Annotated in this window: 15 protein-coding genes and 1 pseudogene; 5 read left to right on the top strand and 11 right to left on the bottom strand. The window is 73.4% G+C overall.

What is annotated here, in order from left to right; genetic code table 11:
* Positions 1-1,113: 1,113 nt before the first annotated feature.
* A pseudogene (locus tag ACFQGL_RS23480) lies at positions 1,114-1,353 on the top strand (helix-hairpin-helix domain-containing protein); the annotation flags it as partial.
* A 204-nt stretch (positions 1,354-1,557) separates the two neighbouring features.
* Positions 1,558-2,763, top strand: a complete 1,206-nt coding sequence (locus ACFQGL_RS23485; protein WP_377514516.1) for a low temperature requirement protein A — start codon at positions 1,558-1,560, stop codon at positions 2,761-2,763.
* Here the strand turns inward: ACFQGL_RS23485 and ACFQGL_RS23490 are convergent.
* Both ACFQGL_RS23490 and ACFQGL_RS23495 read right to left on the bottom strand, forming a co-directional pair.
* Positions 2,703-3,512 carry a maleate cis-trans isomerase family protein gene (locus ACFQGL_RS23490; protein WP_377514517.1) on the bottom strand — a complete coding sequence of 270 codons (810 nt, stop codon included), beginning with the start codon at positions 3,510-3,512 and terminating at the stop codon, positions 2,703-2,705. The genes ACFQGL_RS23485 and ACFQGL_RS23490 overlap by 61 nt on opposite strands.
* Complete coding sequence (locus ACFQGL_RS23495; RefSeq protein ID WP_377514518.1) at positions 3,509-4,336, bottom strand: hypothetical protein; 828 nt, start codon at positions 4,334-4,336, stop codon at positions 3,509-3,511. The genes ACFQGL_RS23490 and ACFQGL_RS23495 overlap by 4 nt, the downstream gene beginning before the upstream one ends.
* A 247-nt stretch (positions 4,337-4,583) precedes the next feature.
* Between ACFQGL_RS23495 and ACFQGL_RS23500 the strand changes: the two genes are divergently transcribed.
* Entirely contained in the window at positions 4,584-4,790 is a 207-nt protein-coding gene (locus ACFQGL_RS23500; RefSeq protein WP_334628087.1) for a hypothetical protein, read from the top strand.
* Between the two features lie 165 nt (positions 4,791-4,955).
* Here the strand turns inward: ACFQGL_RS23500 and ACFQGL_RS23505 are convergent, their stop codons facing one another.
* From ACFQGL_RS23505 to ACFQGL_RS23525, 5 genes are all read right to left on the bottom strand, one after another.
* On the bottom strand, positions 4,956-6,464 hold the full coding sequence (locus tag ACFQGL_RS23505; RefSeq protein ID WP_377514520.1) for a right-handed parallel beta-helix repeat-containing protein: 1,509 nt from the start codon (positions 6,462-6,464) through the stop codon (positions 4,956-4,958).
* Between the two features lie 170 nt (positions 6,465-6,634).
* A complete protein-coding gene (locus ACFQGL_RS23510; RefSeq protein WP_377514521.1) occupies positions 6,635-8,731 on the bottom strand; it encodes an APC family permease in 2,097 nt (698 codons plus the stop codon).
* An 87-nt stretch (positions 8,732-8,818) separates the two neighbouring features.
* Positions 8,819-9,424 (bottom strand): hypothetical protein, encoded by a 606-nt coding sequence (locus ACFQGL_RS23515; RefSeq protein WP_377514522.1) that lies wholly within the window; start codon positions 9,422-9,424, stop codon positions 8,819-8,821.
* Positions 9,425-9,609: 185 nt separating this feature from the next.
* Positions 9,610-10,380: a DUF5995 family protein gene (locus tag ACFQGL_RS23520; RefSeq protein WP_377514523.1), complete on the bottom strand. Its 771-nt coding sequence runs from the start codon at positions 10,378-10,380 to the stop codon at positions 9,610-9,612.
* Positions 10,381-10,516: 136 nt separating this feature from the next.
* The gene (locus tag ACFQGL_RS23525) at positions 10,517-13,417 is read right to left on the bottom strand and encodes a helix-turn-helix transcriptional regulator (RefSeq protein WP_377514524.1); all 2,901 of its coding nucleotides are present in this window, start codon (positions 13,415-13,417) and stop codon (positions 10,517-10,519) included.
* Positions 13,418-13,611: 194 nt separating this feature from the next.
* Here ACFQGL_RS23525 and ACFQGL_RS23530 point away from each other — a divergent pair, with 194 nt between their 5' ends.
* Positions 13,612-15,840, top strand: a complete 2,229-nt coding sequence (locus tag ACFQGL_RS23530) for an AAA family ATPase (RefSeq protein ID WP_377514525.1) — start codon at positions 13,612-13,614, stop codon at positions 15,838-15,840.
* Between the two features lie 231 nt (positions 15,841-16,071).
* Entirely contained in the window at positions 16,072-16,491 is a 420-nt protein-coding gene (locus ACFQGL_RS23535) for an ankyrin repeat domain-containing protein (protein ID WP_377514527.1), read from the top strand.
* A 70-nt stretch (positions 16,492-16,561) separates the two neighbouring features.
* Here ACFQGL_RS23535 and ACFQGL_RS23540 read toward each other — a convergent pair whose 3' ends face one another.
* The 4 genes from ACFQGL_RS23540 to ACFQGL_RS23555 form a co-directional block, all read right to left on the bottom strand.
* Positions 16,562-17,128, bottom strand: a complete 567-nt coding sequence (locus ACFQGL_RS23540; protein WP_377514528.1) for a dienelactone hydrolase family protein — start codon at positions 17,126-17,128, stop codon at positions 16,562-16,564.
* Between the two features lie 55 nt (positions 17,129-17,183).
* Positions 17,184-18,293, bottom strand: a complete 1,110-nt coding sequence (locus tag ACFQGL_RS23545; protein WP_377514530.1) for a nucleotide disphospho-sugar-binding domain-containing protein — start codon at positions 18,291-18,293, stop codon at positions 17,184-17,186.
* 37 nt (positions 18,294-18,330) lie between these two features.
* Positions 18,331-19,638, bottom strand: coding sequence for a phenylacetate--CoA ligase PaaK (gene paaK, locus ACFQGL_RS23550; RefSeq protein WP_377514532.1), 1,308 nt, complete (start codon positions 19,636-19,638; stop codon positions 18,331-18,333).
* A gap of 88 nt (positions 19,639-19,726) precedes the next feature.
* Positions 19,727-20,176 (bottom strand): MarR family winged helix-turn-helix transcriptional regulator, encoded by a 450-nt coding sequence (locus tag ACFQGL_RS23555; RefSeq protein ID WP_377514534.1) that lies wholly within the window; start codon positions 20,174-20,176, stop codon positions 19,727-19,729.
* Positions 20,177-20,292: the final 116 nt, after the last annotated feature.

A 20,292-nucleotide genomic window follows, 5' to 3' on the forward strand; every position in this document is an offset into this window, starting at 1 on the left:
TCGAGGGGAGAGGGGGCGGGGCGGGGGGGCGGGGAGGGGAGGGGAGGGGTCGGGGGCGGGGAGGAGGGGGACGTGGGCGCGACGCTGTGTTACTCGGCGGGCACCCGTCGGGGCCGTCGTTCCACCTACACCGTTTCCGACCGAGCCTGTCTGTCGTCGGAAACACGCATGTGCGAAGCTGCGGCGAGTTTTTCTCGTGACTTTTCCGACGAGGTGAGAGGGAGGTTCGCCGTGGAGTGGTCTATCGGACACCTGCTGATAGTGGTAGTGGCACTGCTGCTGGGCCTGGCGGCCGGATGGGTGCTGCGCGGCCGGCAGGACGTACGGGCCAGCGGGCAGGGTCGCTCGATCGTGGACGGTGACCCGGTCGCCGGCCTGGCCGTGGTCGCCACGCCGGCACCGGCGGCCACCATCGACGAGGACCGGCCGCCGGCGGCGGTCGACCCGGCGACGCCCGCGGTCATCGACGAGCCGGCCCCGGTGGACACCATCAGCGCTCCGGCCGCGGTGACCACCGCCGCCACCGAATCCGACGACCCCGCTCCGGCGGACGCCCCGAGCACCGTCGACCCGGCCGACATCGCGCTGACCGAGGCACCGCCGGCCGCCCCCACCGCCGAGGGGTCCGACGAGGCCGACCTCCGCTCCGAGCTGGCCGCCGAGCCGGCGCCCGAGCCGGTCGCGGTCGAGGAGCAGCAGGCCCCGGCACCGGTCATCGCCCCCCGCCAGCCGGCGGACGACGACCTGTCGCAGGCCGGTTCCACCTCGACCGACTCCGCGCCGGCCGAGGCCGCGCCGGAGGACACGACGCCGGTCGACTCGACCCCGCTCGACACGACGCCAGCCGACACGACCCCGGCCGACTCGACCCCGGCCGACACGACGCCGGTCGACACGACGCCGGTCGACTCGACCCCGATCGACACGACGCCGATCGACACGACCCCGGCCGACACGACGCCAGCCGACACGACCTCGGCAGCTGTGGAAGGCGAGCCGGTGGACGCCGACGCGGAGCCGGAGCGGGCCACGCCGCCGGTGCGGTCGGCCGACACCGCCACGTCGGTCCTCGCGACCGCCGACACCACGCCAAACGGTGCGGCCGCCGACCAGGCCGACGACTTCCGCCGGATCCAGGGTGTCGGGCCGAAGATGGCCGCCGCGTTGCAGGCCGCCGGTGTGCGTACGTACGGCCAGCTTGCCGAGCTGGACGAGCCGGCGCTGCGCGACCTGATCCGCACCGCCGGCCTGCGCGCGGCGCCCGGTCTGGCGAGTTGGCCGCAGCAGGCCCGGGTACTGGCCGGTGCCGGCGACGAGGTGGTCGCGGTGCTGCCGGGCAACGCCCAGGGCTGACGCCGAACATCCGAGCCCTCGGCCGGTCGTCCTCCGGGCGGCCGGTCGGGGTTCGGCCGTCTCCCGGCGTGGGCGGACAACTTCAGGCCATCCCCGGTCGGGGGAAACCGGACTTATCGGGCCTGCCGCACTCGACTGCTCGCTACCGTCGGTCACGGTGGGTCGGACGGTCCGCCCACTCGACCGGTACCGCTGGAGCAGCCCGTGCCCTTCGCCGCGCCGCAGCCCGGGTCCCGGTGGGACCGCCCGCTGGTGCGCGACCCGGACTCGCCGCGCCGGGTGACCCTGCTCGAACTCTTCTTCGACCTGGTCTACGTGGTGGCGCTCGCGCTCATCTCCCGGGGACTGGTCGAGCATCTCGACTGGCACCGGGCCGGGCAGGCGCTGATCCTGCTGTCCGCCATCTGGTGGACCTGGACGATCACCACCCTGGTGACCGACCTGTACGACCCGAGACGCACCGAGATCAAGCTGCTGATCAGCGCGGTGATGTTCGGCGCGCTGATGATGACCACCGCGATCCCCGACGCGTTCGGCGACCGGGGGCTCGCCTTCGCCGGCACCTACGTGGCGATCCACCTCGGGCGCGGCCTTTTCCTGATCCCGGCCGTACGCCGCCAACCGCAGACCCAGCGACGGGCGGCGCGGATCTTCATCTGGTTCGCCGTGTCGGGCATCCCGTGGATCATCGGCGCGTACGTCAGCGGCGACGCCCGGATGCTCTGCTGGGCCATCGCGCTCGCCATCGACTACGGCGGCTTCCGGCTCGCGTACCCGGTGCCGGGGCTCGGGGTGGTGCCCGAGCAGCAGCGCAACGTCCAGGCCGAGCACCTCTCCGAGCGGTACCAACAGTTCTTCATCATCGCCCTCGGCGACGCCATCCTGACCATTGGCACCATGTTCAGCCTGCAGCACTCCGAGGGGGAGAACGTCGGGGCGTTCGCGGTGGCGTTCCTGACCACCCTGCTGCTCTGGCGGATCTACGTGCACAAGTCCGGCGAACTGCTGCCCAGGGCCATCAAGGCGGCCGACTCGCCCAGCAGGTTCCTGTTCAGCGCGCCGTACACCCATCTGTTGATGATCGCCGGGGTGGTGACCACCGCCTCGGGTTTCGAGCTGGTGCTGCACGAGCCGGCCGGGCACACGCCGCCGGCCTGGCTGGCGGTGATCCTCGGCGGCCCGGCGCTGTTCCTGGCCGGTCGGGCCTCCTTCGAGTACGAGGTCTTCAGCCGGGTGTCGGCGTCGCGCCCCGGCGGTGTGCTGGCGCTGCTGACGGTGGCGCCCGCGGCGCTGTACCTGCCGCCGATCTTCGCCGCCATCGGTGCCCTGCTGGTGCTGGCCGGAGTCGCCTACGCGGACTTCCGACGCAGCCACGGCAAGCCGCCGGAGGCCCCCGCCCCGCCGCACTGAGCCGGCCCGGCCAGCAGCCGACCGGCGTCCGGCACGTACGGCTCGACACCCAGCCCGGTGAGCAGTTGGTGCACGGTGGCGGTGGCCGCGGTGAGCACCGGGCGCCCGAGGCGGGCCTCCACCTGCGGCACCGCGGCCAGCGACGGGAGCTGCACGCAGGCCGACAGGACGACCGCGTCCACGTCGGTCACGTCCAGCCGGTCGGCCAGGTCCACCAGCCGCCGTGTCGGTATCCGGCCGACCGCCACGTTGTCCGGCTCGGCGAGGCTGACCGCCTCGGTCACCTCGACGCCGTACGCGGCGAGGTAGGCGACGACGGTCGCGGTCAGCGGCGGCAGGTACGGCGCGATCAGCGCCACCCGGCGGGCACCCAGCGCGTGCAGCCCGGCGACCAGGGCGCCCGCGCTGGTCACCACCGGCATGTCGTGCCCGGCACGACCGGCCGCGCGGCCCAGTCGCCGTTCGGCCCGCTCGTGCGCGCCAGCGCCCTCGCACATCACCGCCACCAGACACGCGTACGCGAGCACGTCGCAGCGGGCGTCGGCCAGCTCGGCCGCGCAGCGGACCGCGGAGCGGTTCATCCGGGCCAACTCGTCGGGGGTCACCTGGTGCAGCCGTACCCGGCTGGCGTGGGTGGTGAAGTGGACCGTCGGGTCGACCGTCTCGCGGCGGCGCAGCATCGCCGGGATCTCGGTCTCCATGGTGGTGTTCGAGCTGGGCACTACCAGCCCGATCCGGTAGCCGGTCACACCAACGCTCCGGCGTACCCCCGGACCTGCAACCGCTGCCCGGCGGTGCCGCCGAGGCGAACCTGGAGCCCGAGCGGTGCGGCGGCGCGGCGAACCTCGTCCAGGTGCAGCGAGCCGTGCCGGTCCACGGTGAGCACCGGCGGCTCCTCCAGCTCACCCTCGGGCGCGTGAAACGACAGCAGGGTAACCGAGGTGGTGAGGTAGCCGGGGTAGGCGGCGCGGGCCGCCACCTCGTCCCGGTGTGCGAGCACCACCAGGTCGTCGAGGTGGGCGAAGTCGGCGGCGAGCCCGTCGGCCTTCCAGTGCGCCGGTTCCTCGGCGGCGCCGGTGAGGTGCCGGGACCGGTTCGCCGAGGTGATGTAGAGGTGGTCCGAGCCGGTCTCGGCGAGCGCCCGCTCGAAGAAGGCGTTGGACGGGCAGGTCAGACCGGGCGCGATCACCTGGGTCGTACGCAGTCCCTGGTCGACCTGCGTGAGGTGCTCGGGAAGCCGCTCGGCCGCCGGGCCCCGGAAGCCGAACGGCCCGGCGCCGTAGAGGGCGTCCATCAGCGCCCGTACCCGACCGACCGGCAGTCGTGGCGAGATCCTGGTCCAGTCGAACATTCCCGGGATCCGGCCGATCGCGGTGGTGATGCTGCCGACCTGGTCGACCGGGCGGCCCTTGGCCAGGTTGACCCGGCGCACGGTGGCCACGTCCGGACGGGTGACGATGACGTAGAAGTTGGCGAAGGCCGCCGCCACGACCGCACCCCCGGCCAGCGCGCGAGCCGCGACGGCGACGTCGTCCGGGCGGTCCATGTACAGGTGCGGCATCGGGGCTTTCATGAGTCCTCCTCGGCGGGGCCGTGAGGCAGTTCTACGTCGGCGAGCCGTACGACGGCCGGGTCGGTCGCTGATCCGATAGCCGACCGCCCGGACCCGGTGCGGGCGGCCGATGCCCGCCCGTACCGACGGCGGACGACACCGGCCGTAAGGACGATCCACGGGTCGTCGCGGACACCCGTTAGCCGCGAGACGCAACTGGGTACATGGCCTGCACCTCGGATCCACCACATTCCTTCAGGAGGCAGCGATGCGCGGCACCTCGATACTCGGAGTCATCGTCGTGATCTGGCTGGTGATCGGCGCGATCGCTGCCGGCCAGCGGGGCTACTACAGCGGCGACGACACCAACTGCGCCGAGGCAGGCACGATCCTGGTCACCATCGTGGCCGGACCGTTGAACTACATCGGCGCCAACCCCAAGATCGACTGCAAGCTTCCGGAGCCGTCCAAGTAGGACGCTCACGCCGGCCCGCGCCCGTCCGGGGCGCGGGTCGTTCGCTGCGCTGAGGTGCCCTTGACCTCGGCCGACGATGGGCGGCAGACGAGACCGGCCGCCCGGACGATCAGTGCGATCGTCCGGGCGGCCGGCTGCGCTCGGGATGGGTGCGCGGATCGCCGCTCAGCGGAAGCAGTGCGCGATCGGTGCCGCGCTGCCCTCACAGTTGGTCGGTTCGTTCTCGACGACCACGCTCTCGTCGTCGATCTTGACCTGTGCGTGCTCGGCGAAGATGCCGCCCGGCTTCACCGTGGCCGCGTTGTGGGTGACCTTGGTGGTGTAGAGCGCCAGCGAGCCCGCGGTGGCGTAGATGCCACCGCCCTTCGAGGTCGCGCCGACGGCCTCGTTACCGGTCACGTCGCTGCCCCGCACCAGCAGGTTCGACTTCTCGGCGTAGATGCCGGCGCCGATGCCGTGGGTCGTGTTGCCGTCGACCACGCTGTCGTCGAGCGGCGTCAGGCCCTTGACGGTGGACAGGCCGCCCCCGTTGACGGTGGAGGTGTTGCCGCGAATCGTCATCTTGCGCATCACCAGCACCGCGTCGGAGTTCGCGGCGCCACCACCGATCTGCGCGGTGTTGTTCAGCAACTCGGTGTCGGAGACCTTGGTCCGGGCCGAGAAGCTGGCCAGCCCGCCGCCCTGGCCGGCGCTGTTCTGCGCGAACGTGGTGGTGTCCACGTCCGCCGCGCCCCGGTAGTTGCCGAGCCCGCCGCCGTACGCGTTGGCGCTGTTGTGGTGGAACTCCGAGCGCTTCAACGTCAGCACCCCGCCGTTGAGCAGGCCCCCGCCCTTGCCCGCGGCACCGGAGGCGCTGTTGCCGATGAAGGTGGAATCGGTGACGACCATGTTGCCGTCGTTGAAGATCCCACCGCCGCCGCCCTCGGGGGACAGCGACGTGCTCTGGGTGACGGTGACCCGTTCCACCACGGCGGTGGCGCCGTGCACGACGTGCACGCTGCCGCCCTCGATGGCCGAGCGGCCGTTGTGCAGTTGCAGGTCGCGCAGGGTCAGCTCGCCGCCGTCGCGGACGGTGAAGAAGCGGAACGCCGCGGCCTGGACGTCGCGGGCGATGGTGGCACCGGCGCCGTCGATGACGATGGGCTGGTAGATCACCGGCAGGCCGGCCGTGTCGTCGGCCGGGTTGTGCGGCGGAGCGTCGGCGTCCCCGGGGGTCTCCGCGGCGTCGGCCTGCTCCCGCGCGTCGCGGATCCCGCCGTCGTACTGGTCGGTCTCGTGGAACGCCTCGGTGAGCGTGTAGCGGCACTTCGGCGCCAGCCGCAGCTCCGCGCCGCCCTCGGCGTTGGCCGTCACCAGCGCCGCCACCAGCTTCGCCGCGTCGCAGGGCACCGACACCACGCCCCGCTTGCCGGTGCCCGGGGTGTCCGGCCGGGCCCGCTCGGCGCTGTCGCCGTCACGCTCCGGTTGGGCCCGGTCGTCGGCACGCCGGCCGTCGTCATACCGGGTGGCGGCGGTCAGCCGGGCCAGGCCCGGCAACGAGAGGTCACGGTCGGCGGCCGTCGCGACGCCGGCCACCCCGACCACCAGGCTCCCCGCCAGGAACCCGCCGGCTAAGAACCATCGGGACCGCCGCCTGGGTCGTGCCGGGCGGTCGCCTCCGGGGTACGTGGACATCTAGGTCCCCACCTTCCTGCCTGCGTGACGTGACCGCGACAATCCGGTCGCGGGGTGCTCGACGTACCGCCGACCACCAGAGGTCACGATAGGGCCGCAATACGGACAGGAAGGTGTGAACATGAATAGTGCTGCCATTCGCGTTCAAAGCTGGCGTACGGGAACCGCGATCACCCCCCGACGTGGATGCCCGGCCGCCGCAACGGATCCGGCTCGCTGCGCCGGATGATCTCCCGTACAACCGGCGGGGTGTCCCCCCGCCCAAGGATCAGATAGCGCAGCAGGTGCGCGATCGGACTCCCCTCGGACCACTCGAAGTGCGCGTGCGGCCGGACCCCGGTCGCGTCGCGCAGGGCCAGCAGGATCGCGGCGATCGCGTTCGGCACGGCCGGGCTACTGGCCCGCAGCACCCGGAACCCGCCCACCTCCACCCCGTGCACCCGCAGCACCTGGCTGAACTCCGACGGGTCGACCACGTCGATCTCCAGGAACAGCACGTCCGCCGCGCCCGGCACCGGGTTCATCCCGCGCTGCGCCCGCTCCTTCACCGTGTACTCCTTCACCGAACCGCTCTGCCGCTTGTTCGAGATCAGGTGCAGTTGCCCGTCGTGGGCCAGCGACTCGGCGATGAACCGGCGGGCGGGCTCGTCGAACTCGATCCGCTCGGCGCGCAGCTCGGTGGTCCGGGTGACCCGGGAGATCAACGAGACGGCGATGATGCCGAGAATGAACAGCGCGGAGATGGTGATCCCGTCCGGCTGCTCGATCACGTTGTCCACCAGGGCGTACAGCAGCACCAGGGTCAGCGCGGTGAAGCCGACGGCGGCGCCCCGCCGGTGGTGGCGGGCCGCGGAGATGGTCACCGCCACCGCGCCGGAGACCATCATCGCCAGGATCCCGGTCGCGTACGCCCCGGCCTGCGCGTTGACGTCGGCCCGGAAGGCGATGGTGATGGCGACGCTGACCAGGGTGTAGACGATCACCACCGGGCGTACGGCCCGCGCCCACTCCGGGGCCATGCCGTACGACGGCAGGTAGCGGGGCACGATGTTGATCAGACCAGCCATGGCCGAGGCGCCCGCGAACCAGAGGATGAGCACGCTGCTCAGGTCGTAGACCGTGCCGAACTGCTCGCCCAGGTAGGTGTGCGCCAGGAACGCCAGCGCTCGACCGTTCGCGGCGCCACCCGGCTGGAACTGCTCGGCCGGGATGAGCGCCGTGGTCACGAAGGTGGTCGAGATCAGGTACACCGACATGATCAACGCGGCGGTGGTGAGCAGCCGGCGGGTGTTGCGGATCCGGGCGGCCAACCGGGCCGCCCGGTCCGGCCCCCTGGCCGCCACCAGCGGCATCATGCTGACCCCGGTCTCGAAGCCGGACAGACCCAGCACCAGCATCGGGAAGGCCAGTACGGCGGTGAGCAGCACGTGCGACCCTCCGCCTCCCGCGGTCAGCGCCGCGGTCCAGTTCGACACGATGCCCGGGTCGTCGATGATCCGCGACATCGCTACCGCCACGATCACCGCATTGAGCAGCAGGAACACGGCGACCAGCGGGATGGCCACCACCACCGCCTCGCGGAAGCCGAGCAGGAACACCCCGCCGAGGACGAGCAGCAGCGCCACGGTGACCACGACCGCGACGCCCTCCCCGCCCAGGGCGTCCGGCAGGTACGGGTTCTCCAGCAGGTGCACGGTCGCGTCGGCCGAGGAGAGCGTGATCGTGATGATCCAGGAGGTCGCCACGAAGCCGAGCAGCACGAGCACGAAGAGCTTGCCCCGCCAGAACGGCAACAGCCGCTCCAGCATCGCCACCGAGCCCTGCCCGTGTGGGCTCTCCTGGGCCACCCGCCGGTACATCGGCAGCATTCCGAAGAGGGTCAGCGCGACGATCAACAGGGTCGCCAGGGGCGAGAGCGCCCCGGCCGCCACCGCGGCGATGCCCGGCAGGTAGGACAGGGTGGAGAAGTAGTCGACGCCGGTCAGGCACATCACCTGCCACCAGGCGTGCGCCCGGGTCTGCCCCTCGGCCGCCTCCGGGCCGGGCGGCTGGACCCGGTGCCGAAAGAGCCACTGGCGCAGCGGGCCGGGCGGCGACGCCGGCCGGACCGGCCGGGCCACCCGTTCGGGCACCACGACACCCTGCCGGCCGCCCCGGTGTGGGCGGGACGGGTCGCGGGCGGCACGCAGGGCCGGGTCAAGGCCGTTCTGCGGGTGGTGGCGACGCCCACTCCCGTGTCGCGGTTTCGCCCGGTGCTCGTCAGACATCGCCCGTTCCACTCTCGCAGGTCCTGATCTGACGGTAGGTGGTAGCTGGCGGCCCGACCGGTGGAACCGGGCAGGCGGGTGGGGAGCTCAGGACGCGCCCGGGCCGGCGAGCACCCGGGCCAGCGCGGGCGGATCGGCGACGGTCACCGTGGCCCCCGGATGCCGGAGCCACGGCCCGGGTGCCAGGGCCGGCACGGGTACGCCGAAGCGCAGGCAGAGCCCGCCGGCCGCGCTGCTGCCGAAGGTCACGCCACGGTCGGCCATCGACACCCGCGGCCCGATCGCCCGCCACCAGCGGTACGGTCCGGTGAGCTCGGCAGCGGTCAGGTTGCTCCGCTCGGTGCGCAGCCGCCACGGCCCGTACCGGATCAGCACCTCCCGGTCGGTGACGGCGACCCAGGCGGTCGCCGGCCGGACGCCCAGTAACGCGAGCGCCGGGCGGAACACCGGGTCGAAGCGGAACGGGAACCGCGTCGCGGCGCCGGTCATCGCGCACCGGGTCGGACGGTGGGCCGTGGCACCGGGCCGCCCGGCCGCAGCGGGCCGGGCCGCGCGGGCCGGGGTCGGGCGGCGGGCCGGCGCCGGGCCAGGACGGTCATGGCGCGGGCGTACCCGGTACGCGCCCGGCGACACCCCCGGTCCCCCGAGAACGGCGCGGAAGCCCCCGCCGTCCCGGCCCGCCAGCTCCCCCACCGGCGGCCGGCACCCCCCGGGTCGGCCGACGGTGGCATCCGGTCGGCGCCCCCCGGGCCGAGCGGCGCCCCGGGCCCGGCCCGGATCACGGGCGGCCCGGATGGCGCGGATGGAGCTGGCGGGCGGGACGCGTCCCCGCGCTCCACCGCCCCCCCGGGGCGAAGCGCGGGGACCCCCCGTCCCGACTACTGCAGGAACGCCCCCAGGGGCGAGAGCAGCAGCCGGCCGAGCGCAGCGGCGTTGTCGTCCAACCGCGTGCGCTCACACTCGCGGGCGTCCGGATCGTGCCGGCACCGCCAGATCTTCTGCGCGTTGCGCCAGGCGACATCGCGGGTGTACTCGACCAGTTCCCCCTGGTACCAGTCGTCGATGTCGCCGTTGAGCATGTCGATGAGCAGTTGCCACCGCTCCAGGTATCCCCGGCGCAGGCCGGGGATCTTGTCCGCGAAGATGTTGTTGATCTCGAGGTAGTCGTGATGCTGGTCGCTGCCGTCGACCGGCTCCGACTCCAGGTGGTCGAACGTGGTGACCAGGGCGAACGGCAGGTCGAAGTTGATGTGCGCGTTGACGCCGGCCGCCGCCGAGGGCAGCGGGCGCGCGTCCGGCCCCCGCATCCGCTCGAACAGGCACGACCACGCCTTCGGGGTGCCGGGGCTGGAGTCGGTCCACAGCCGCAGCGCGTCGAAATACCGCGCGGCGAACTCGACGTCCAGCCGCGACAGGAACACCGGGTCGACGAACCGGTCGTCGTACAGCCCGTCCAGGACGCTGCTCGTGATGGTCAGGTAGAGCTTGTTGAAGTCGGCCAGCGGGCAACTCTCCTCCAGCGGAGGCAGTCGCACCAGCATGTCCTGGAGCTTGGTGAGGTGATCGACCACGGCCGGCACGTCCGCGGGATGATCGGCGAGCAGGTCGACGATGTCCCGGTGGACAGGCCCCCAGACCGGTTCGGTCATTCTTCCTCCATGATGGTCTGTGGCACCCCCGTGCCGCCGTCGACGGTGCTCAGCCTTTCAGCCGACACCCGTCCGCCAAATCAGTAGAACGACGTATCCCGGCGCACACGCGCCGGGATACGTCGTTCGGGTCGGGTCAGCCGCGCCGGTTGCGCAACTGGATCGCGCTGGCCTGGACGCGGGTACGCACCTGGAGCTTGTCGAAGATATGCGACACGTGCACGCCGATGGTCCGCTCGCTGATGAACAGCCGCTGCCCGATCTCCTTGTTGGTCAGCCCCTCGGCGACCAGGGCGAGCACCTCGCGCTCGCGCGCGGTGAGCGTCGCCAACTCGTCGTCGACCGGCTCGACCGGCGTCGCGCCCCGGACACCCTCGGTGGCTTCGTGCTGCTCCAGCGGCACCCGGGCCCGACCGGCCAACTCACGGATCTCGGAGGTCAACGGCACCGCGCCCAACCCCTGCGCGACCCCGTACGCCTCGCGCAGGAGCTTGCCGGCAGTGGCCACCCGACTACGCCGAGCCAGCAGCGCCTCGGCCTGACGCAGCCGCGAGTACGCCGCCGGGTAGGGGTGGTTGCGCCGGTCCCACTCGGCGACCGAACGGGCCCACAGCTCCGGATCGCTGCCGTCGAGGCGACTCACCTCGGCGGCGCAGAGCGCGAGGAAGCCGTCCACCACCGAGCGCACCGGTCGGGCGGCGGACGCACTCTTGCGGGCCATCCGCTCGGCCACGTCGCGCAGCCGGCGCACCGCCGTCGGGTCCACCGCCACGGTGCGGCTGGCGTGCGCCTCGGCCTCGGCGCGCAGACCGTGCCAGACCAGCGCCGAGATGATCGTGACGTCGTCGGAGCGGCTCTCGGTCAGGCCGCGTTGCACCGCCTGCCGTGCCACGTCGTGTCGGCCTTCCCACATGGCCAGGCCGGCGCGCAGGGTGAGCAGCGGAATGACGTGCCGGGCCCCGCCGCCGGCGAGCACCGTGGCCACCGCGTCGAGATCACGGTCGGCGGCCTCGATGTCGCCGTACCCCACTGAGAGCCGGCACCGGGCCAGCAGCAGCTCGACGGCGTCCGCGCCGGACGGACGGTGCCGCAGCGCGGCGGCGACCACCTTCTCCGCCTCGGCCCACTGACCCACCCGGAACAGACCGTTGGTGGCGATGGCCAGCAGCCGGGTCTCCCAGGTGCGGCCCAGCCCCAGCTCGGCAACCCGTTCGGCACCGCGCCGGGCGACCACCACACCCTCCTCGAGGATGTTCAGCGGCCCGGTCAGCAGCTCGGCCAGGTGCAGGTACGCGCACGCCACGTCCTCCGGCTTGCCGGCGCGCTCGGCCGTGTCGAGCGCCTCACGCATGACCGCCAGCCCGGCGTCCGGGTCTTCCAGGTAAGCGTCGCTGAAGCCCAGCGCCGAGCTGGCCAGCACCACCTCGGTGACCGACCCCTCCACGGCGGCGGCCAACTCCAGTGCCTCGCGGGCCCGCCGGCCGGCGTCCGCGTACCGGCCCAGGTGCAGCAACAGCTCGGCCAGGTGCGCGGCGGCGGTGGCCCGGTCCCGCGGCGAGCAGTCCTCGGCCTCCAGCGCCCGCTGGTACTCCTCCTCGGCCAGTGCCGAGCGCCCGGCGGCGGCCAGGTAGCGGGCCCGGCGGATGTGCAGCGCGCAGCTCGGCGCACCGCCCTGCAGCACGGCCAGCTCCTCCAGCAGGGCCAGCGCTCGGGCGTGCTCCCCACAGTGATGGGCCGCCTCGGCGGCGTTGCCGAGCAGCTCGACCCGATCCACCGCCAGCGGGCCCGGGTCGCCGGCCAGCTGCAACGCCGCCGACCAGTGCCGGTGCGCCTCGGCGTAACCGTGCAGCCGCTCGGCCTCCTGCGCGGCGGCCACCGCCGCCGGTAACGCCCGGGCCGGCTCGCCGGCGAGTCGCCAGTGGTGCGCCAGCCGGGCCTGGTGCAGTTCGCCCGGCGCGGCGGTCAACGCCTCGGCGTAGCGGCGGTGCAGCCCGGAGCGCTCGGCCGGCAGCAACTCGTGTGCCAGCACCTCGGCCACCAGCTTGTGCCGCAGCCGGTAGCCGTCGTCGGCGCCGACCAGCAGCCGGTGCGCCACGGCGGCACGGGCCGCGTCGATCAGCTCGTCCTCGGGTAGCCGGAGCACCTGGGCCAGCAGCCAGTGCTGCACCGGCTCGACGCCGGCGGCCACCGCGTGCACCACCGAGTGGGCGTGCTGGGGCAACGCGTCGACCCGGTCGAGGAAGATCTCGCGCAGCGTCTCGGACAGGCCGTCCCGGCCGTCGCGCAGGTCGCGGGCCAGTTCCTCGATGACGAAAGGGTTGCCGCCACTGCGTTGCCACACCTGCTCGGCCGCGTCGGCGCTCAGCGCCCGACCGACCACCGCGCTGGCGAGTTGTTCGGTGTCCACCCGGTCCAGTGGGGCCAGGTCGAGCACCCGCACCGTACGCAGCCGGCGCAGCTCGGTGAGCACCCGGCGCAGTGGGTGCGCGCCCTGCAACGACTCGGCGCGTACCGCCGCCAGCACCGAGAGCTGCAGGTCGCCGAGCCCGGCGAGCAGATAGAGCAGCAGCTGCCGGGTGCTGCGGTCGACCCACTGCAGGTCGTCGAGGATCAGCACCAGCGGCCGACCCTCGGCGATCAGGTGCAGCCCTCGGGAGACCCGCTCCAGCAGCGCGCCCGCGCCGTCCGGGCCGGCGGTCTCGTCGGCGAACATCTGCAACAGCCCACGGACGGCCGAGGAGGTCCGGGCGTGCGCGGCCGACAGGTCCGCGTCGAAGCGCCGCAACGCCTGCAGCAGCGGGTGCAGCGGGGAGGCGTCGCCGATGTCCAGACAACTCCCGGTCAGCACCAATGCGCCCTGGTCACGCAATCGGGCACCGATCTCACCAAGCAGCCGGGTCTTGCCCACACCGCTCTCGCCGGTCAGGAAGACCGCGGCGGTCTGCCCCTGCGCGAGATCGTCGAGCAGCGTGGCCCGAACCGTCTGCACCAGCTCGGCTCGGCCCACGAGCGGTGCGGTGTCCACATCGCTGGCCATGGCACGCAGCCTAATCACACGCCCCCGTACCGTTCTACGGCCATCTGCCGCTTGTGGTACTCCTCGCGTCGACATTGCGACTAAAGGTTGCGTGTGGCCGACATACGTCGTTCGGCAGATCCCCTGTCGGCCCAGGGATGCCAATCTCCGGAGGTCATCAGGCATAACCGCAGGGAGAGGCCGGTGCGACACCCATGACCACCACCGTCATCGACACGCAGCGGGCGGCATCCCCACACTGGCCGGTACCCCAGGAGAGACGCACGGTCACCGTGCTCTTCGCGGACATCGTGGGCTCCACGGCGCTCGTCGACCGACTGGACCCGGAGGATGTCCGGGCGCTGCAGCGGGCCTACTTCGACACTGTCGCGGGGGTGCTGCACCGATGGCACGGGGTGGTCGAGAAGTACGTCGGTGACGCGGTGATGGCGCTCTTCGGCGCGCGACACTCGGACGGCTTCGACGCGTACCGGGCGGTCCGTGCCGGACTGGAGATCCAGGCCGCGCTGGACCGCCAGCCGCTGCTCGCCGGCGTCGCGCTGCGGGTCCGGGTCGGGGTCGCCACCGGCGAGGTGGTGGTCGACCTGGGTAGCGCGGTCAGCGGCGGCCACGGCGTGGCCAGCGGCGCGGTGATCACCACCGCGGCGCGCCTACAGGAGTACGCACCACCCGGCGCCGTCGCGCTCTGTGCGGCCACCGCCCGGGCCACCGCCGGCCTGGTCGCCCAGCACCAACTGACGCCGGTGCCGGTCGCCGGCCGGGTGTCACCGATGCCGGTCTGGCACGCCGTCGGCCTGCTGCGCCCCCGCGCCGACCGGCACGACGGCCCGTTGGTCGGGCGCCGCCGTGAGTTGGCCACCGCCCGCGACCAGCTGAGTCGGGCGGTCCGCGAGCACAGCCCTCAGTGGGTGTCGGTGGTCGGTCCGACCGGCAGCGGCCGCAGTCGACTGCTGCACGAGCTGACCCGGGCGCTGGCCACGGTGGACGGCGTACCGGTGCGCTGGTGTGTGGCGGCCTGCCCGCCGTACCCCGATCAGGTGCTGGCGCCGGTCGCGGAGCTGCTGCGCCGGCTCGCCGGGATCCGCGATACCGACACCCCGACGGCGGTCCGGGACCGACTGACCGCCGCGCTGACCCCGCTGTTCCCGCCGGCCCGGGTCGCGGAGGCGGTGCCGGCCCTGGAGGGTCTGCTGGCCACCCCGGACGGTTCGGCGGCGGCGCTGGCCGGCGCGGCGGTCTGCCGGGACGTCCTGCTCCGCCTCGCGGCCCACCGGCCGCTGATCGTCGCCGTGGACGACCTGGACCGGGCGGCGCCGGCGGTGAGCCGCTTCCTGCACGCGCTGTTCACCGCGGCCACCACGCGGGCTCTGCCGCTCGCCGTGGTCACCCTGCACCAGCCGCACTGGGCCGACACGCAGCCCGGTCCGACACGACGACGGCACCGGCTGCCGGTCCGGCCGCTGACCCCGGTGCAGACCGGACGGCTGCTGCGGCACCTGCTGGCCCGAGCCGGGCGGCCGGCGACCCTGCTCGACCGACTCCTGCCACTGGTGGGCGGTCGACCCGGGCACGCGGCGGCGTACGCCGATTCCATCGTGAAGGGCGCGGACCTGGCGGCACTCGCGTTGCCCGAGGTGGTGCGTCGTTCCGTCGACGCGGAGCTGGACCGGCTCGACGGCGAGCAGCGGGCGGCGTTGATGGCCGCCGGCACCCTCGGGGCCGTGTTCTCCGGCGCCGCGCTGGACCGGGTCCTGGGCTGGACGCCCGGGCGGTCCGCGCCGGCGCTGCGCGGGCTCGTCGCCGCCGGACTGCTACTCCCCCGCCGCGCGGGTGGGTACGCGTTCGCCGCTCCCGCCCTGCGCACGGTCGCCACCCAGCGGCTGCCCCGCGCGCTGCGGGCCGTCTTCGGCAGCCGAGCCGGCGCTCTTCAGCGGGACGCCGGCTCCGCGGCCGGTGTCAGCACCGCGGCCGGTGTCGCCGGTGCCGAAAGGACCACGGCTGCCACCGCCCGCGCCGAGGTCGTTCGGCTCGACGCCGTCCGCTCCCGGTCCCGCCGCCTCAACGCCGCATTCGCGGCCCTGGCCGCGACAGGGACGGCCGGTCCCGCCGCCCCGGCGACGTCGCGCCGACACCTTCCCGCCCCGACGGCGGCCGTCGCACCACCCGCCCCGGTACCCGGGATCCGACGGCCACCGGCCGTACGACGACTCCGAGCCGTCGCGCCCCCGGGCGACGCGGCTCCGAAGCGATCCGCCACGCTCACCGTGGCTGGAGCGGGCGGCCACGGCAGCCCGAGCGTGGGCCGACCGCCGATAGCCACCCGCGAGGTGCCGGCCGAGCCGTCGGACGAACGTGGCACGGTGCACGCCGTACCCCGGCCGCCCTTGATCCGTTGGTCAACCGGACTGGCCTTCCCCGCCTGAGGACCGAGTCGGTCCGGCGCGGGGATCGGGCACCTGGTCTGCGCCCTCTGCTCTGCTTCACCCGGCGCAACACCACGCGTCCGGTAACCGGACACCGGGCGGTGCGTCTGTTGAAGCAGCGCAAAGGCGACGCGGACCACCCGCCGGCCTCCCAGAACACCGGGGAAGCCCGGCTCTGCCCCGCCCAATATCGATGCGAGCTTTCTCGCACGGATTTGCGACGATGCCCGGGTGAACGCACGTCAGCGTAAGAAGGTGCAGGAACGGTTTCTGAACGCGGCGGGCTTCGGTTCGCCGGAGCAGCTGACGGCGCTGTTGCGGTCGGGGGCGGATCCGAACCTGCCCGACCGGTCCGGCACGACGCCGCTCTATCTGGCCAGTGTTCAGGGCGCGGCCGGCAACGTCCGGGTGCTGCTGGCCGCCGGCGCGATGCCCAACACCGAGAGTGGGGATGGCAGCGAGGGCCTCCCGCTGTGCGGCGCCGCTGTCTGGGGGCATGACGACAGCGTGCGTGAACTGCTGCTAGCTGGTGCCGACCCGAACCTGCGGGAGGACGGGGGCAGCGGACGTACGGCGTCGGAGTGGGCGTTGGTCGGTGGCCACCGCTCGACCCTCGCGCTCCTGCGTGCCTTCGGAGCCCGCGCGGATTGACGTGGGCGTCGGCCCTGCCCGGCTCGGTCGCGCTCCGCCGCCAGGCCGAGGCCGAGGCGGTCGTAGACGGTCAGCGGGCCGCGAGGAAGGCCAGCACCCGCGGCCAGACGGCCGCGTCGGCATCCGGGACGTACTCCGGCAGGGCCGGATCGGTGAACAGGTGCCCGACCGCCGGATAGCGGAACACCGTCAGGTCGGCACCGGCGTCGGTCATCGCCTCCTGCCACTCGTCGACCTCGTCCGGAGCGTCGTACGGGTCCGGGTCGGCGAGGTGCAGCTGCACCGGCAGGCCGGGGCGGACCGACTCCGACGCGCCGCCGGTGCCGTGCAGCAGGAGCAGACCGGCGGTGTCGGGGCGCTCCGCGAGCAGCGCGCCGGCCACGCCGGCACCCATCGAGAAACCGGCGAGCACGGTCTCGGCCGGCAACTCCCGCAAGGCCGCCCGGGCCCGGTCGAGCACCACGTCCTGGCCGATCTTGTCGAGCAGCGCGAAGCCCTCCTCGACGGTGTCGGCGGCGGGGACGCCGTACAGGTCGGGGGTGACGACCTGGTGTCCGGCGGCGCGCAGCCGGGCCGCGGCGGCACGCACGGCGGGCCGCAGCCCGTACACGGAGTGGAACAGCACGACGTGTCGCATCCGGCCATCCTGCCGGACCAGGCCGGACGGACGGCGGGGCCACGCGGGACGACGGTCAGGCCAGTGCCTCCAGCCGGGCCACCAGCTCGGCCGGTGCCGGCATCTGCGCGATCTCCCGGCTGACCTGCTCGGCTGCCGTTCGTAGGCCGTCGTCGGTGAGCAGCCGGGTCAGCGTCTGCGGAGTGATGTCCCGGGGACGCAACGCCAGCCCGGCGCCCCGGCGGGCCACCAGCTCGGCGTTGTGCCGCCGGTCCCCCGGGCCCACCGTGGCCAGCTGCGGCAGGCCGGCGGCGAGAGCGCCGAAGACGCTGCCCGCGCCGCCGTGGTGGACCAACGCCGCACTCGCCGGTAGCGCCTCGTCGAGCGGGACCCAGTCCACCACCCGGACGTTGCCGGGCAACGTGCGAGCCGCCGTACGACGGTCCGGCCGGACCAGCACGAACTCGGCGTCCCGCTCGACGGCCGCCGCCGCGACGGCGGGCATCGGCCCCTGGTCGCCGGGGCCGGTCAGGGTGCTGCGGGTGACCAGGATCCGGGGCCGCTCCCCCGGCTCACGCAGCCAGGCTGGCAGCTCCCCGCCGCCGACGTAGGACGCGTACCGCATGGGCCAGCCGTCCTGTGTGGTCACGCTGGATGGCGCGACGGACAGGGCGGCGGCGCTGGGTGGCAGTTCGGTCAGGCCGTGCCGGCGCAGCGCGACGCCGAGCCGCGCGCTGGTGGCGCGGACCAGCTCCCGACCATCGAACAGCGAGTTCTCCTGCCGGACGGCGGGCACGCCCAGTCGGGCGGCGGCCACCGCGCCGGCCACCGCGAACGGCTCGTGCAGCACCAGGTCGGGTCGCCACTGGGTGGCCAGCGCGACCACCGGGTCGGTGAGCTGGTCGTTGAGCGCGCCGAAGAGCAGCCCGGCGCCCCGGGTGCCGGCGGTGCCGGCCATCTCGGCGCGGGCGATGAGCGGATGGCGGGGCAGGACCCGCAGCGCGATCCGGCCGAAGTCGAAACCGGGCGCGACGTCGTGCACCGAGAGGCCCGCCTCGGCGGCGGCCACGCCACCACCACCAGTGGCCACCAGGACGTCGTGGCCGGCGTCGCGCAACGCGACGGCGAGCGGCACCAGCGGAAAGACGTGGCCGACCAGCGGCGCGGACACCACCAGGACACGCATGGGCCAGATCCTATGCGGTACGCGCCACCGCGCCGCGTCAGCCGGACTGCCGCTGGTCGACGATCCGGCGCATCTTGCCCATCGAGCGCTCCACCGAGTCCGGGGCCAGCACATCGACGGCCACGCTCACCCCGACGGTGTTCTTGACCAGCTCGACCAGTGTGGCGCCGGCCCGCGCTGCGTCGTCCACGGCGACCCCGGCCCGGCGTTCGACCCGTACGGTCAGGGTGTCCAGCCGACCCTGACGGTCCAGTACGCACTGGAAGTGCGGTGACAACTGCGGGGTACGCAGGATCAGCTCCTCGATCTGGGTCGGGAAGATGTTCACCCCGCGCACGATCATCATGTCGTCCGTACGGCCGGTGATCTTCTCGATCCGGCGCATCGGGCGGGCCGTGCCGGGCAGCAGTCGGGTCAGGTCCCGGGTGCGGTAGCGGACGACCGGCATCGCCTCCTTGGTCAGCGAGGTGAGCACCAGCTCACCCTGCTCGCCGTCGGGCAGCACCGCGCCGGTCACCGGGTCGATGATCTCCGGGTAGAAGTGGTCCTCCCAGAGGTGCAGCCCGTCCTTGGTCTCGACACACTCGGTGGCCACACCGGGACCCATCACCTCGGACAGTCCGTAGATGTCGACCGCGTGGATGTCCAACCGGCGTTCCATCTCGACGCGCATGTCCTCGGTCCACGGCTCCGCGCCGAAGATGCCCACCCGCAGCGAGGTGCCGCGTGGGTCGACGCCCTGGCGCTGCATCTCGTCCACGATGGCCAGCATGTAGCTCGGCGTGACCATGATGACCTCGGGTTCGAAGTCGCGGATCAGCAGCACCTGACGCTCGGTCATCCCGCCGGAGACCGGGATGACCGTGCACCCCAGCTCCTCGGCGCCGTAGTGCGCGCCGAGGCCGCCGGTGAAGAGCCCGTAGCCGTACGCGACGTGCACGCGGTCGCCCGGACGGCCACCGGAGGCGCGGATCGACCGGGCCATCAGCCGGGCCCACGTTCGCAGGTCGTCACGGGTGTAGCCGACCACGGTCGGCCGGCCGGTGGTGCCCGACGAGGCGTGCAGCCGGGCCACCCGCTCCCGGGGTACGGCGAACATGCCGAACGGGTAGTTCTCCCGCAGCTCGGCCTTGCCGGTGAACGGGAAGCGGGCCAGGTCGTCGAGGTCCCGGCAGTCGTCGGGGTGCACGCCCGCCGCCTCGAACGCCCGCCGGTAGTGCGGCACATTGTCGTACGCGTGCCGCAACGACCAGCGCAGTCGCTCGAGTTGCAGGGCGCGCAGCTCGTCGACGCCGGCGCGCTCGATCGGCTCCAACTCCTCGGGACGAGGGGTACGGTCCTGCATCGCCTGCCTCCTTCGCGCGACGGCCCACGGCGCGGCCCCGGGTACCGTACGCCCGGATCGGGCCGCTCGCGTCCCTGGGGCGGGACGGTCAGCGGGCGGTCGGCAGCCGGTGCAGGGCGTCGACGAGCGGGGCCAGCTCGGGGGTGGCCTCCGCCTCGGCCAGCGCGTCCGCCAGCACCCGGTCATGGCTGGGTCGGGCCTGGGCGAGCAGTTCGGAGCCGGCCGGGGTCAGCTCGGTGTAGATGCCGCGCCGGTCGTCGGCGCAGAGGATCCGGGTGAGCAGGCCGCGCTGTTCCAGCCGGGTCACCAGGCGGGTGGTGGCGCTGCCGGAGAGCGCGGCGGCGCGCGCGAGCTGGCTCATCCGCATGTGCCAGCCGTCCTGGCGGGAGAGCGCGTCGAGCACCGTGTATTCCACGACGGACAGGTCGTGGCCGGCCTGCAATGCCCGCTCCAGCGATGTCTCGATCAACCCGTGCAGGGCGGCGAGGGTGCGCCAACCCTGGGCACGGATCTCGACCGCGTCGTCGGCGATGCCCATGCCAGCCTCCCGGGATGTGATCTGGACGGCCCCAGGCTACCACGCTTGCGCAGGTATCCGGCGCGTGCAACTATTTCGTTGCTGACGCGTGTAGTTGCACGCGCCAGCTATCCGAC

Source organism: Micromonospora vulcania, assembly GCF_042658605.1.
GTDB classification, from domain to species: Bacteria; Actinomycetota; Actinomycetes; order Mycobacteriales; family Micromonosporaceae; genus Micromonospora; species Micromonospora vulcania.